The 14,530-nt window shown below is 69.6% G+C and carries 15 protein-coding genes; all 15 read left to right on the top strand.

Annotated elements, in window-relative coordinates:
- The coding region (locus DW298_RS19645; protein ID WP_240745093.1) for a hypothetical protein at positions 1–1,533 on the top strand (1,533 nt) is incomplete at its 5' end.
- Entirely contained in the window at positions 1,533–2,570 is a 1,038-nt protein-coding gene (locus DW298_RS09930) for an HAD-IIA family hydrolase (RefSeq protein WP_136042288.1), read from the top strand. The genes DW298_RS19645 and DW298_RS09930, both read left to right, overlap by 1 nt.
- Before the next feature lie 52 nt (positions 2,571–2,622).
- On the top strand, positions 2,623–2,799 hold the full coding sequence (locus DW298_RS19315) for a hypothetical protein (RefSeq protein WP_167381665.1): 177 nt from the start codon (positions 2,623–2,625) through the stop codon (positions 2,797–2,799).
- Positions 2,796–3,593 carry a TlyA family RNA methyltransferase gene (locus tag DW298_RS09925; RefSeq protein ID WP_136042286.1) on the top strand — a complete coding sequence of 266 codons (798 nt, stop codon included), beginning with the start codon at positions 2,796–2,798 and terminating at the stop codon, positions 3,591–3,593. The genes DW298_RS19315 and DW298_RS09925 overlap by 4 nt, the downstream gene beginning before the upstream one ends.
- Complete coding sequence (locus DW298_RS09920; RefSeq protein ID WP_136042285.1) at positions 3,590–4,510, top strand: NAD kinase; 921 nt, start codon at positions 3,590–3,592, stop codon at positions 4,508–4,510. The genes DW298_RS09925 and DW298_RS09920 overlap by 4 nt, the downstream gene beginning before the upstream one ends.
- The gene (gene recN / locus DW298_RS09915; protein WP_136042283.1) at positions 4,507–6,198 is read left to right on the top strand and encodes a DNA repair protein RecN; all 1,692 of its coding nucleotides are present in this window, start codon (positions 4,507–4,509) and stop codon (positions 6,196–6,198) included. The genes DW298_RS09920 and recN overlap by 4 nt, the downstream gene beginning before the upstream one ends.
- Positions 6,199–6,215: 17 nt before the next feature.
- Entirely contained in the window at positions 6,216–7,925 is a 1,710-nt protein-coding gene (locus DW298_RS09910; protein ID WP_136042282.1) for a CTP synthase, read from the top strand.
- Entirely contained in the window at positions 7,918–8,499 is a 582-nt protein-coding gene (locus DW298_RS09905) for an NUDIX hydrolase (RefSeq protein WP_136042281.1), read from the top strand. Before DW298_RS09910 ends, DW298_RS09905 begins: the two co-directional genes overlap by 8 nt.
- A 3-nt stretch (positions 8,500–8,502) precedes the next feature.
- A complete protein-coding gene (gene xerD, locus DW298_RS09900) occupies positions 8,503–9,405 on the top strand; it encodes a site-specific tyrosine recombinase XerD (RefSeq protein WP_136042279.1) in 903 nt (300 codons plus the stop codon).
- 156 nt (positions 9,406–9,561) lie between these two features.
- Complete coding sequence (locus tag DW298_RS09895; RefSeq protein WP_167381670.1) at positions 9,562–10,395, top strand: ParA family protein; 834 nt, start codon at positions 9,562–9,564, stop codon at positions 10,393–10,395.
- Positions 10,379–11,233: a ScpA family protein gene (locus DW298_RS09890; protein WP_136042278.1), complete on the top strand. Its 855-nt coding sequence runs from the start codon at positions 10,379–10,381 to the stop codon at positions 11,231–11,233. Before DW298_RS09895 ends, DW298_RS09890 begins: the two co-directional genes overlap by 17 nt.
- Entirely contained in the window at positions 11,223–11,867 is a 645-nt protein-coding gene (scpB, locus tag DW298_RS09885; RefSeq protein WP_240745092.1) for an SMC-Scp complex subunit ScpB, read from the top strand. Before DW298_RS09890 ends, scpB begins: the two co-directional genes overlap by 11 nt.
- Positions 11,864–12,670 carry a pseudouridine synthase gene (locus DW298_RS09880; protein ID WP_136042276.1) on the top strand — a complete coding sequence of 269 codons (807 nt, stop codon included), beginning with the start codon at positions 11,864–11,866 and terminating at the stop codon, positions 12,668–12,670. Before scpB ends, DW298_RS09880 begins: the two co-directional genes overlap by 4 nt.
- Positions 12,667–13,803 (top strand): prephenate dehydrogenase, encoded by a 1,137-nt coding sequence (locus DW298_RS09875; protein ID WP_136042274.1) that lies wholly within the window; start codon positions 12,667–12,669, stop codon positions 13,801–13,803. The genes DW298_RS09880 and DW298_RS09875 overlap by 4 nt, the downstream gene beginning before the upstream one ends.
- Positions 13,796–14,518: a (d)CMP kinase gene (gene cmk, locus DW298_RS09870; RefSeq protein WP_136042272.1), complete on the top strand. Its 723-nt coding sequence runs from the start codon at positions 13,796–13,798 to the stop codon at positions 14,516–14,518. The genes DW298_RS09875 and cmk overlap by 8 nt, the downstream gene beginning before the upstream one ends.
- Positions 14,519–14,530 lie beyond the last annotated feature (12 nt).

The raw sequence follows: 14,530 nt of genomic DNA, 5'->3' as shown, positions 1-14,530 counted from the left end.
GAAGGTGGTTACAACCGTGATGGTGGCGCTCCGCGCCGCGAGGGTGGCGCTCCGCGTCGCGAGGGTGGTTACAACCGCGACGGTGCCGCCCCGCGCCGTGAAAGCGGCGGGTACAACCGTGATGGTGGTGCCCCGCGTCGTGAAGGTGGCTACAACCGTGATGGTGGAGCTCCGCGCCGTGAGGGTGGCGGCTACAACCGTGATGGTGGTGCTCCGCGTCGTGAAGGCAGCTACAACCGTGATGGTGGTGCTCCGCGTCGCGAAGGCGGTGGCTACAACCGTGATGGTGCAGCTCCGCGTCGCGAAGGCGGTGGCTACAACCGTGATGGTGCAGCCCCGCGTCGCGAAGGCGGTGGCTACAACCGCGACGGTGCGGCTCCGCGCCGTGAAGGCGGCGGGTACAACCGTGACGGTGCGGCTCCGCGCCGTGAGGGTGGCGGGTACAACCGTGAGGGTGCAGCCCCGCGTCGCGAGGGTGGCTACAACCGTGACGGTGCCGCTCCGCGCCGCGACTCTGCACCCCGTCGCGACGGCGGCGACCGCGATCGCTCGCGTTCCTTCCCGCAGCGCGGAGGCGCGAACCGGGAGCGTCCGGCTCACGCCGCCAACGAGCGTCCGCGGTTCGACGAGCCGCAGATCCCCGATGAGATCACGGCACGCGACCTCAACGGGGCGGCTCGCAACGAGCTCAAGACCCTGAGCAAGGAGAACGCGGAGCATGTCGCGCGTCACCTGGCTATGGCTTCGAAACTCATCGACGAGGACCCCGCGCTTGCCCACGAGCATGCACTCGCTGCTTCTCGCCGTGCCGGTCGTATCGCGATCGTCCGTGAGACCCTCGGCATCACTGCTTACGCGACGGGCGACTTCGCCCTCGCGCTCCGCGAACTCCGCACCTATCGACGCATCTCGGGCAAGGACGATCAGATCGCGCTGATGGTCGACAGCGAGCGTGGCATCGGTCGCTCCGATCGCGCGCTCGAGACCGGCCGCGCAGTCGACCGATCAGCCCTCGAGACTCCGGTACGGGTCGCTCTGGCGATCGCGATGTCGGGCGCTCGCCTGGACCAGGGCGATCTGGAGCTGGCGCTCGGCGAGCTCGAGATCCCCGAGCTCGACCCGGATCGGGCATTCGAGTGGAGCCCGTCGCTGTTCGCCGCTCGTGCTGCTGTTCTCGAGGATCTCGGGCGCACGGAGGAGGCCGCGTTCTGGGCGCACCGCGCCGAGGTCGCCGCCCAGGCACTCGGCATCGACGAGGCCGGCGACGAGGAGATCTTCATCGAAGACAGCATGATCGAGGGCGAGTTCCTCGAGGAGGCTGAAGAGCAGGCTGAAGCTGAAGCTGAAGTTGAAGCCGATGACTTCCACGAGTCAGACGCCGATGAGTCAGACTCCGACGGATCAGACTCCGACGGATCAGACTCCGGCGGATCAGACACCGACGAGTCGGCCGCGGCCGAGCCCTCGGTTGAGGATGAGGTCCGGGAGCTCCTGGGTGAGGACGAGGCCGACGACACAGACCCGGAGGCGTAGTGGCGCTGTTCTCACGCAAGCGTGCTCCGCGCACGCCTCTCGATGGGGTCGACACGATCCTCGCTGATCTCGATGGCGTGGTCTACGCGGGCCCGGGCGCGCTGCCGTACGCGATCGACAGCCTCAATGAGGCCGCGAAGTCGGCGCGACTCGGTTACATCACCAACAATGCGGCTCGCACCGATGCATCCGTCGCGGAGCACCTCAGCAGCCTGGGGCTCCGCGTCGATGCGGCCGACGTGGTCACGAGCCCGCAGGCCGCCATGCGGCTGATGGCGAAGATCGTGCCCGCGCCGGCGACGATCCTGGTCGTCGGCGGCGATGGGCTCGTCGACGAGGTGCAGAAGGCCGGTTACACCGTCACGCGCAGCGCCGAGGATTCGCCGAGCGCCGTCGTCCAGGGGTTCGCCCCGGAGGTGGCGTGGACCGACCTCGCCGAGGCGGCATTCGCCCTCAAGGTCCCTGAAGACGAGGGCGGGATCCCGTGGATCGCCACGAACACGGACTGGACGATCCCGCGTGAGCGCGGTGTCGCACCGGGGAACGGCACTCTCGTCTCCGCGGTGCACACGGCCATCGGTCGTTTGGCGACCGTCGCAGGCAAGCCCGAGGCGCCCATCTTCGAAGAGGCACTCGCCCGATTCGGCGCGCAGAAGGCGCTGTTCATCGGCGACCGGCTCGACACCGACATCATGGGTGCGAGCCGGGTCGGGATCGACTCCGTGCTCGTCCTCACCGGAATCGACCGCCCCAAGCATGTGCTGGCCGCTCCCGAGGGCTCGCGTCCGACCTACATCCTCGGCGACCTGCGTGAGCTTCACGCGCCGTATCCGGAGGTCACGGAACGGGACGGTGTGTTCGATGTGAACGGCGCTGCCGTGCGGGTCGTGGGGGCGGACGTCGAGATCGTGGCGGAGTCCGGATCGCAGATCGACCTGCTGCGCGCCGGCGCAGCTGCGATCTGGGCATCGGGGACACCCGTGTTCGTGCTGCGCGTTCCCGAGCGCCTCTACGACGACCCCTTCCATCGCCCCTGAGGCCACTCGCGTCGCTCCGGCCGCCGTCGGAGGCGCCGCGTACAGTGGAACCGTGAGCGAAGAGACGACGAGTGCGCCGACCGACGGCCTGTGGAGCCGCCTCCGTCTGATCGAGGGGCAGCCTCTTCCGGCGCGAGCCGATGCGTACGCGAGCCTGCACGACGAGCTCTCCCGACGCCTCGAAAGCGGCGCGAAGCTCGACCAACGGGAGACCCCGGGATCCCGATGACGCGACTCGACGCTGCCCTCGCCGCCCGAGGACTCGCCCGCTCGCGCAGCCATGCGGCCACACTCATCGCCGATGGGCTCGTGAGCATCGACGGCCGCCCGGTGGTGAAAGCCTCGACCGCCGTCGACGATGAGGCGCAGATCACGATCGCGGGCGCCGATCACTATGTCGGCCGCGCGGCCCACAAGCTCATCGCCGGGCTCGACGGATTCGCCATCCCGGTCGAGGGGCGCCTCGCGCTCGACATGGGGGCGTCCACCGGAGGATTCACGCAGGTGCTCCGGGAGCGCGGCGCGCGCAAGGTGCTCGCCGTCGACGTCGGACACGGTCAGCTCGCCGCGTCGATCGCAGCCGACCCCGGCGTCGTCGCCGTCGAGGGCTACAACGTGCGCCACATGACGCGGGAGAACCTCACCGACGCGACCGGCGAGAGCGACGCCCCCGACCTCGTGGTCGGGGACCTCTCTTTCATCTCTCTCGAGCTCGTGCTGCCGGCGGTGGCGGTCATCGCCGAGCCGGGATCCGACATCCTGCTGCTCGTGAAGCCGCAGTTCGAGGTCGGGCGCACCGCGGTGCGCGGCGGTCTGGTCACCGACCCCGCGACGCGCGCGGACGCCGTCGCCCGCACCGTATGGACCGCCTGGGATCTCGGGTTCGGGATGCTCGGCATCCTGCCCTCCCCGATCCTCGGAACGCACGGCAATGCCGAGTATCTGGTGCACCTCGCGCCGGGTCGGGGCAGCAATCCGACAGAATGGTTGGACAGCATCAACCGACTGGCAGGAGGACGATGAACGAGCGCAGCATCCTGGTCGTCGCCCACGCCGGCCGAGTCGACACGGTCGACGCCGCCCGCCGGGTGATCGGGGCCCTTCGGGAAGCCGGAGCCCGACCGGTGCTGGCCGCCGACGACCATGAGGCACTCGTGGCCGTGGACGAGTTCTTCGCCGATGCCGACGTGCTCGGAGTGTCCGTCGATCCGGCCGACCTCGAACTGGCGATCGTGCTGGGCGGCGACGGGACCATCCTTCGTGCCGCCGAGCTCGTCCGCGACAGCGGCGCACCCGTGCTGGGCATCAACATGGGCCACGTCGGCTTCCTCGCCGAGATCGACCGCGACGACATGGACAAGGCCGTCCGCCGCGTGATCGACCGAGACTACGAGGTCGAGGAACGACTCGCGCTTTCCGTGCGGGTGAAGGATGCCGCGGGCGTGGTCGTCTACGAGACCTGGGCCCTCAACGAAGCCACGGTCGAGAAGGCCAGCCGGGAGCGGATGATCGAGGTCGTGCTCGAGATCGACGGTCGCCCGCTGTCGAGCTTCGGCTGCGACGGCATGGTCATCTCCACACCGACCGGCTCGACCGCGTACAACTTCTCCGCCGGGGGACCGGTCATCTGGCCCAGCGTCGAGGCGATCGCCGTGGTGCCGCTGTCGGCGCACGCGCTCTTCGCCAAGCCTCTGGTCGTCAGCCCCGATGCCTCGGTCGCCATCGAGATGCTCGAGCGCACCGACGGCTCGGGCATCCTGTGGTGCGACGGTCGACGCTCGCACGACCTCCCGCCCGGCGCGCGCGTCGTGGTCCGCCGGTCTTCCCGTCCGGTGCGACTCGCACGTCTGCACCCCACGGCGTTCACCGACCGGCTCGTGCGCAAATTCCAACTGCCCGTCGAAGGATGGCGCGGACAGGCGCAGGGGGCGCAGTCATGATCGAGGAGATGCGGATGCAGGGCCTCGGTGTGATCGCCGACGCCGTGCTGCCCCTCGGTCCGGGGTTCACGGCGATCACCGGCGAGACCGGTGCCGGAAAGACGATGGTGGTCACGGGGCTCGGGCTGCTGCTGGGTCAGCGCGCGGACTCCGGTGCGGTGCGCGCCGGTGCCGCCCAGGCCTCGGTCGCCGGTGTCTGGATCGTCCCCGAGAAGGGCGACGTCGCCGAGATCGTCGCCGACGCCGGGGGAGAGCTGGAGCCCGCAGGAGCCGGCAACGCCGAACTGTACGTCTCGCGCACGCTGAGCGCCGAGGGCCGCAGCCGAGCGAGCGTCGGTGGCCGCGCCGCACCGGCAGGAGTGCTCTCGGCTCTCGCCGAAGAGCTCGTCGTGGTCCACGGACAGTCCGAGCAGCTGCGTCTGCGCTCCGCGGCTGCGCAGCGCGACGCCCTCGACCGCTTCGGCGGAGCACCGATCGCGAAGGCGCTCGAGGCGTACGCCGCCTCCTTCGCTCGCTGGCGGACACTCGACGCCGAGATCTCCGAGATCACGGAGAACCGCGACCGCCGCGCGGAAGAAGCAGCACGACTGCGCGAAGCCCTCGCACTGATCGAGGCGACCGCACCGGAGCCGGGGGAGGACCAGGAGCTCGCCGAGCGTGCGGAGCGACTCGCGAACGCCGAAGAGCTGCGTCTGGCCGCCTCCCTCGCCCATGGTGCGCTCTCGAGTGAAGACGGCGAGCCCGATGCGTCGGCCCTCGTCGCGGAGGCGCGTCGTCTGCTCGAGCGCACTGCCGATGCGAAGCTCACCGAGATCGGCGAGAGCATCGCCGACATCGGCTACCGGATCGCCGACACCGCCGGACTCCTGTCGGCGTACCTGGCCGACCTCGACGAGACGGGCCCCCACGAGCTCGCCGCCGTCGAAGAGCGTCGCGCGGCGCTCGGGACCCTGATCCGTGCGCACGGCTCTCTCGACGAGGCTCTCGCGCTCTGGCAGACCGGCTCGGCACGCCTCGCCGAGCTCGACGACGACGGCGATCGCATCGAACGTCTCGTCGCCGAGCGCGATGCGGCGCGAGCCGAACTCGATGCGCATGCCGCCGCGCTCACCGCGACCCGCACCGAGGCGGCTGCGCGTCTCGGCGATGAGGTCACCGCCGAGCTGCACGCCCTCGCGATGCCGGATGCGCGCCTCGAGGTCGCCGTCTCAGAAGGTGCCGAGAGCACCCATGGTCGAGATGACGTCGCCATCCTCCTCGCCCCGCATCCGGGCGCGGAGCCCCGCTCCGTCTCCAAGGGCGCCTCGGGCGGCGAGCTGTCGCGCGTGATGCTCGCGATCGAGGTCGTGATCGCCGCGACCGACCCGGTCCCGACGTTCGTCTTCGATGAGGTCGACGCCGGTATCGGAGGTGCGGCCGCCATCGAAGTGGGGCGGCGACTCGCCCGGCTCGCAGAGAAGTCGCAAGTCATCGCGGTGACGCATCTCGCGCAGGTCGCCGCGTTCGCGAACAATCACCTGTCGGTCGTGAAGGCCAATGATGGCGCGGTCACGGCCTCGAGCGTACGGCGTCTCGAGGGTGAGGACCGAGAGGCCGAGATGGCCCGTCTGCTGTCCGGACTCACCGATTCCGATGCCGCACTGACCCACGCGCGTGAACTTCTCAGCCTCCGCGTCCCCACCGCCTGATAGGATCGAAGCCCGTGATGAACTCTTCTTCCGCGGCACCCAAGAACGACACGACCAAGCACATCTTCGTGACTGGTGGTGTCGTTTCGTCTTTGGGCAAGGGACTGACGGCGGCCAGCCTCGGCAACCTCCTCACGGCCCGCGGTCTGCGCGTCGTGATGCAGAAGCTCGACCCTTATCTGAACGTCGATCCCGGCACGATGAACCCGTTCCAGCACGGTGAGGTCTTCGTCACGGACGACGGCGCCGAGACCGACCTCGACATCGGACACTACGAGCGGTTCCTCGACATCAACCTGTCCGAGGCCGCCAACGTCACCACCGGCCAGATCTACTCGCAGGTGATCGCGCGCGAGCGCCGTGGCGAGTACCTCGGCGACACGGTGCAGGTCATCCCGCACATCACCGACGAGATCAAGCGTCGGATGCGGCTGCAGGCCAGCGAAGACCCGCGCCCCGACGTGATCATCACCGAGGTCGGCGGCACGGTCGGCGACATCGAGTCGCAGCCGTTCCTCGAGTCCGCCCGCCAGCTCCGTCACGAGCTCGGCCGCGACAGCGTGTTCTTCGTTCACGTCTCGCTCGTCCCGTTCATGGGGGCGTCGGGGGAGCAGAAGACCAAGCCGACGCAGCACTCCGTCGCGGCGCTCCGTCAGGTGGGTATCCAGCCCGACGCGCTCGTGCTCCGCAGCGACCGTCCCGTCAGCGCGAGCAACCGCAACAAGATCGCCCTCATGTGCGACGTCGACGTCGAGGGCGTCATCAACACCGTCGACCTGCCGAGCATCTACGACATCCCGTCGACGCTCAACGACCAGGGTCTCGACTCCTACATCGTGCGCCGCCTCGGCCTCGACCAGAAGGCCGCGGAAGAGGTCGACTGGACGCGCTGGAGCAAGGTGCTGCACGCCGTGCACAACCCCAAGCACGAAGTCACGATCGGCCTGGTCGGCAAGTACATCGACCTGCCCGACGCCTACCTCTCGGTGACCGAGGCGCTCAAGGCCGGCGGTTTCGCGCAGGAGACCAAGGTCAACATCCGCTGGATCCCCTCGGATCTCTGCGAGACGCCGGAAGGCGCCCAGGAGCAGCTGGCCGAGCTCGACGGCATCTGCGTGCCCGGCGGCTTCGGCATCCGCGGCATCGAGGGCAAGCTCGGCGCCCTGAAGTTCGCGCGGGAGCAGGGCATCCCGACGCTCGGTCTGTGCCTCGGCCTGCAGTGCATGGTCATCGAGTACGCGCGCGATGTGGCCGGCATCGTCGGCGCCTCGTCGAGCGAGTTCGACCCGGAGACCTCCGAGCCCGTCATTGCCACGATGGCGGAGCAGGTCGACATCCTCGACGGCGGCGACCTCGGCGGCACGATGCGTCTCGGCCTGTACCAGGCGGCCCTCGCCGAAGGATCGCTCGCTCGTGAGCTGTACGGTGCGCCGGAGGCCTCCGAGCGGCACCGTCACCGCTACGAGGTCAACAACGCCTACCGCGACCGTCTGACGGAAGCCGGCCTGGTCTTCTCCGGACTCAACCCCGAGCTCGACCTGGTGGAGTACGTCGAGCTGCCGCGCGACGTACACCCGTACTACATCGCCACGCAGGCACACCCGGAACTGCGCTCGCGTCCCACCGCGCCGCACCCGCTGTTCCGCGGGCTCGTCGGCGCCGCGATCGAGCGTCACCGTGCGAGCGAGCTGTTCGACGTGAGCGATGACGTCACGGCCGATGCCTGAGTCGATCGAGCCCCTCCGGGACGAGCCGTTCGAGCCGGAGGTGCTTCAGAGCGAGCTCGTCTACGAAGGCAGGGTCTGGGACGTGCGCTCCGACCGCGTGCGCTACGGCGATGGCGAGATCGTGCGGCAGTACGTCGACCACACGGGTGCGGTGGCGATCCTCGCGCTCGATGACGACGGGCGGGTCCTGCTGATCCAGCAGTACCGGCATCCGATCCGTCATCGGGACTGGGAGCTGCCCGCCGGCCTGCTCGATGTCGAGGGCGAGGAGCCGCTCGCGGCCGCCCAGCGCGAGCTCGCGGAGGAGGCCGACCTCGTGGCCGCCCACTGGGAGCCGCTGGTCTCGTCGTGGACCACGCCCGGCGGCAACGACGAGGTCATCCACATCTTCCTCGCGACGGGCATCTCGTCGGCGGAGAACCCGCACGATCGCGAGGATGAGGAAGCAGACATCCGCGTCGAGTGGGTGCCGCTGGCCGACGCGGTGGATGCCGTTCTCGAGGGCCGCATGCACAACGGCATCCTCACGATCGGCGTGCTGGCCGCGGCGCAGAGGCTGCGCGATCGGGGCTGAGGGATGCTGCTCGAGCGCGCCCTCGACGCGTACCTGCGTCACGTCACGATCGAGCGCGGCCTGAGCGAGCACACGATCGCCGCCTATCGGCGCGATCTCGACGGCTACTGCGAGTGGCTCGCGGCAGAAGGCGTCACCGACACGTCGGAGGTCACCCCGGCGGTGATCGACCGCTTCATCGCCGCGCGCGCGTCCGCCGAGCCGGCCCCGGCGTCGTCGAGCCTGGCGCGGCTGCAATCCTCCGTGCGGAGCTGGCATCGATTCCTCGCCCGTGAAGGCGTGGAGGTCGACGACCCGAGCGGGCGACTGCGCCCGCCCAAGGCACCGCGGCGCCTTCCGAAGGCGCTGACCATCGATCAGGTCGAGCGGCTGCTCGCGGCTCCCTCTGCCGAGGATCCGATCGGCGTGCGCGACCGGGCCCTCCTGGAGCTCCTCTACGCCACCGGCGCCCGGGTGTCGGAGGCGATCGGACTCGATGTCGACGACCTGGCGCATGGCGACGTGCTGCGGCTGCGAGGCAAGGGCTCGAAGGAGCGCATCGTGCCCATCGGTTCGTTCGCGCGCGCAGCCGTCGATGCTTACCTCACCCGCGTCCGCCCGGCACTCGCGGCGAAGGGGCGCGCGTCGGCCCGGCTGTTCCTCGGCGCGCGCGGAGCACCCCTGTCGCGACAGAGCGCCTGGCTCGTGATCCGCGCGGCTGCCGAGAAGGCGCAGATCACCTCCGAGGTGTCGCCGCACACGCTGCGGCACTCCTTCGCGACGCATCTGCTCCAGGGCGGTGCCGACGTGCGTGTCGTGCAGGAGCTCCTCGGGCACTCGTCGGTCGCGACGACGCAGATCTACACGCACGTCTCGGTGGACACCCTGCGGGACATCTACGCCACCTCCCACCCTCGCGCGCGTTGAGCTCCGCCGATGCGGGAGAGGCGCCGTGCCGCGTGCCGAGGCGGCTGAGGAACGGCCCGACCGGTACAATCGACCAAGCACGAAGGAGCAGGAGAATCGGTGGCTGAGAAAGTGGCGAAGTCCAGGGCGAAGGCGCAGAAGGCCGACGAGACCCCCATGGGACCCACCGGCCGTCCGTATCACGGGTTCGCGATCCCGGAACCGTTGAAGTCCCACGGTCCTGCACGCATCATCGCGCTGTGCAACCAGAAGGGCGGCGTCGGCAAGACGACGACCTCCATCAACCTGGCCGCAGCTCTCGCCGAGTACGGCCGGAAGGTGCTCGCCGTCGACTTCGACCCGCAGGGCGCACTGTCCGCCGGCCTCGGCATCCCGACGCACGACGTGCCGACGATCTACGACCTCCTGCTCGACACGAAGCGCGACGCCCACGACGCGATCGTGCACTCCAGCGTCGAGGGTCTCGACGTGATGCCCGCGAACATCGACCTGTCGGCCGCCGAGGTGCACCTCGTCAACGAGGTCGCCCGTGAGACGATCCTCGCCCGAGTCCTGCGCCAGGTCGCGGGGGAGTACGACGTCATCCTCATCGACTGCCAGCCCTCGCTCGGCATCCTCACGGTCAACGCCCTCACCGCCGCACACGGCGTGATCATCCCGCTCGAGTGCGAGTTCTTCGCGCTGCGCGGTGTGGCGCTGCTCATTGAGACGATCGACAAGGTGCGCGACCGGCTGAACCCCTCCATCACGATGGACGGTCTGCTGGCGACCATGTACGACCCGCGCACGCTGCACTCCCGCGAGGTCCTCGAGCGCGTGGTCGAGGCCTTCGGCGACGACGTGCTGGAGACCGTGATCGGCCGCACCGTGAAGTTCCCCGACGCCTCGGTGTCGGGTGTGCCCATCACCGAGTTCGCCCCCGAGCACGCGGCCGCTCAGGCATACCTGCGGCTGGCGCGGGAGCTGGTCGCCCGTGGCGCTGTCGCCTAGCGAGGAGTCCGTCGACGCGACGCTCGAGGAGAGCGCGGACGATACGGTTGCGACCGATCCGGGCTTCCGGGTCTCGCTGTCCAACTTCGACGGCCCGTTCGACCTGCTCCTGAACCTCATCTCGAAGCATGAGATGGACATCACCGAGGTCTCGCTGAGCGCGGTCACGAACGAGTTCATCGCGTACCTCGGTCAGCTCGAGAACGATGAGGAGCTGGATCAGGCATCCGAGTTCCTCGTCGTCGCAGCCACACTCCTCGACATGAAGGTGGCCGGCCTCCTCCCGCAGGGCGAACTGGTGGATGCCGAAGCCGTCGCGCTGCTCGAGGCGCGCGACCTGCTGTTCGCACGTCTGCTGCAGTACCGAGCCTTCAAGGAGGTCTCGGCGTGGTTCGGCCGTTGCCTGCAGCGCGAAGACCGTCGGCACGTCCGTGCCGCACGGCTCGACGAGAAGCACCGCAAGCAGACGCCCGAGCTCGTGTGGTCGCTCACTGCCGACGACTTCGCGGCGCTCGCGCTCCTGGCCTTCGCGCCCAAGGAGATCCCGCACGTCGGACTCGACCACCTGCACGCGCCGCTGGTCAGCATCCGGGAGCAGGCCGCGATCGTCGTCACGCTGCTCCGCGGCACGGAGTCGCTGAGCTTCCGCGAGCTCGTCTCGGGGGTGAGCGAGCCCGGCATCGTCGTCGCCCGCTTCATCTCGGTGCTGGAGCTCTATCGCCACGCGGCGCTGTCCTTCGAACAACTGGAACCGCTCGGCGAGCTCACGCTGCGCTGGGCAGCCGACTCCTGGTCGGACGAGACTCTTGCGACCCTGGGGGCCGACTATGACCGATGACCTGACCGAGACCGTCGACGAGGTGGCGGAGCCGGCCTCCGACGAGGCGACCTCGGACGAGGCGACAGACGCTACCGAGATCCCGCTGTCCGAGCGCATCGAGGCCATCCTCCTCATCGTCGACGAGCCGCTCGGACTCGTGGCGCTGGCCGCCGCGGTGGGCTCCCCGCTGCCCGCCGTGCGGCAGACGCTCGAGACGCTGGTCGACGACTACGACGGGAAGGGCAAGGGCCCTCGCCGTGGCTTCGAGCTCCGCGAGGTCGGCGGTGGCTGGCGTCTGTACGTGCGCGAGGATCTCGATTCGCTGGTCGCGGAGTTCGTGGGCGGGCAGGCTCCGGCGCGGCTCTCGCAGGCGGCGCTCGAGACGCTGGCGGTCATCGCCTACAAGCAGCCGGTGACCCGAAGTCAGGTCGCCTCCATCCGTGCGGTGAACGTCGATTCCGTCGTGCGCACCCTCCTCGCCCGCGGTCTGATCACGGAGCTGTTCGCCGACTCCGAGACCGGCGCGATCAACTACGGCACGACCGACGCTCTCCTGCAGCACCTGGGCATCAACTCGCTCGACGAGCTGCCCCCGATCTCCCCTCTGCTCGACGACGGTGCAGACGGTTTCGACGAAGGGACCATCCGATGACCGGCTTCGACGCCTCCACCGACCCCGAGGGCGCGCCCGAGGGCATCCGTCTGCAGAAGGTGCTCGCCGGCGCCGGGGTGGCTTCGCGCCGCGTCGTCGAGCAGTACATCACCGAGGGACGCATCCGCGTCAACGGCATCGTCGTCTCCGAGCTCGGCCGGCGGATCGACCCGGAGCACGACCTCGTCGACGTCGACGGCACCGCCGTGCAGCTCGACGTCTCCAAGCGCTACGTCATGCTCAACAAGCCCACCGGCGTCGTCAGCAGCATGAAGGACGAGAGCGGGCGACCCGACCTCCGTCGCTTCACCGGCGACTACGAGGAGCGCCTCTACAACGTCGGCCGCCTCGACGCGGAGACCAGCGGTCTGCTCATCCTCACCAACGACGGCGCGCTCGCGCACGTGCTCGCGCACCCGTCGTTCGGCGTGACCAAGGTCTACATCGCCAAGGTCGAGGGCACGGTGCTGCCGCAGACGATCTCGAAGCTCACGAAGGGCATCGAGCTCGAAGACGGTCCGATCGCCGCAGACAAGGCGCGTCTGCTGGACACCTCACGCGGGTCGAGTCTGGTCGAGCTGACGCTGCACTCCGGACGCAACCGCATCGTGCGCCGCATGCTCGCCGCCGTCGGGCATCCCGTCACCGAGCTGGTGCGTCGGCAGTTCGGACCGCTCCACCTGGGAACCCTCCCGGCGGGGAAGACACGGGAACTGACTAAAATCGAACTCGGCGCGCTTCTCACCCTGTCGCGCCGTGATTCCGGTGTCGCCGAGGCGCCAGGCGAGCAGGAGAACGAATGACCGATACGACGAGTGCGCCCACGGCGCGGAGAGCGGGCAGCGTCGCGCCGCGCCTCTCCGGCACCGTTCGCGTCGTCGGTGCCGGTCTGCTCGGCGCGAGCGTCGGACATGCGCTCCGATCGAAGGGCATCGACGTCGTCCTGACGGATGCCTCGCCCGCCCAGCTGCGTCTCGCGGTCGACTACGGCGCCGGTCGCCTCGCCGCCGACGATGACACGCCCGCCCTGATCGTGGTGGCCGTGCCGCCCGACGTCACCGCCGACGTGATCCAGGCCGAGCTCGAGAGGTTCCCGGAGGCCGTCGTCACAGACGTCGCCAGCGTGAAGCTCGAGCCGTTCCGCACGCTGCAGGCGCGCGGCGTCGACCTCACCCGCTACATCGGCTCCCACCCGCTCGCCGGACGGGAGCGCGGGGGTGCGATCTCGGCGCGCGCCGACCTCTTCGTCGGTCGTCCCTGGGTCGTGTGCCGCGACGAAGACACGAAGGCCGCCGACCTCGCTCTGGTCGAAGCCCTCGCCCTCGACGTGGGCGCGATGCCGCTCGAGATGACGCCGGAGGAGCACGACCGATCCGTCGCGCTCACCTCGCACGTGCCGCAGGTGGTCGCGAGTCTGCTCGCCGGCCGTCTCGCCGACGCCGAGGAGGGCGCGCTTCGTCTGGCCGGCCAGGGGGTGCGCGACACCACGCGCATCGCCGCCTCGGCCCCCGAGCTCTGGGTGCAGATCCTCGGTGCCAACGCCGGTCCCGTCGTGGAGATTCTCGATGCCCTCGCGGGCGACCTCGCCGACGTCGCGGCCGCACTGCGTGAGCCGAGCGCTCCGGGCGCCCGGCGCATCGTCGCCGAGACGATCCGTCAGGGCAACGACGGCGTCGACCGACTTCCCGGGAAGCACGGGCAGAACCAGCGCTTCGAGACACTCGTCGTCATGGTCGACGACACCGCCGGTCAACTGGGTCGCCTGTTCGGCGAGCTCGGGGAACTCGGCGTGAACGTCGAGGACCTCCGACTCGAGCATTCGCCCGGGGCGCAGTTCGGCCTGGCGGAGATCAGCGTCGACCCCGCCGCACTGCACGGGGCGATCACCGGACTCCAGGAACGCGGCTGGCGGATTGCGGGGAACACCAATGACTGACACCACCACGCCGTCCGCGGCACCGGCACACGGCACCGACGCGACGAAGTTCATCGCCATCGACGGCCCGGCCGGCTCCGGCAAGTCGAGCGTGTCGAAGGCCGTGGCCCGCACGCTCGGTTTCGGCTATCTCGACACGGGTTCCGCATACCGCGCACTCGCCTGGCACGTGCTGGACCGTGGAGCCGACACCTCCGATGCTGACGCGGTCCTCGCCGCCGCATCCGATTTCCCGGTGCAGCTGGGGCTAGACCCCGATGACCGCACCGTGCGCGTCGGCGATGCCGATGTCACCGAGGCCATCCGGGACCCGCGGGTCTCCGGTGCCGTGAGCGGCGTGGCGCGCGTGCCCGCGGTGCGTGCCCAGGTGAACGAGCTGTTCCGCACGCTCGTCGCCGATTCGTCGTACCCGGCCGTCGTGGTCGAAGGTCGCGACATCACCACCGTCGTCGCGCCGGACGCCCCCGTGCGGATCCTCCTCACCGCGGCCCCCGAAGTACGGGCCGCCCGACGCGCCGGTGAACTCGCCGGTGAGAACGCGGCAGCTGTCGCCGCGGCGCTGCACAAGCGCGACGCCTCAGACAGCGCCGTCGTCGACTTCCTGAACGCCGCAGAAGGCGTCGAGGTCGTCGATTCGACGGAACTCGATTTCCCCCAGACCATCGACGCCGTCCTCACGGTGATCGAACGAATCCAAGGAGCACACCGTGGCTGACGACGAATACGA

The organism is Microbacterium sp. A20 (assembly GCF_004794515.1).
Lineage (GTDB): Bacteria > Actinomycetota > Actinomycetes > Actinomycetales > Microbacteriaceae > Microbacterium.
This window is presented reverse-complemented; position numbering and strand designations above follow the sequence as displayed.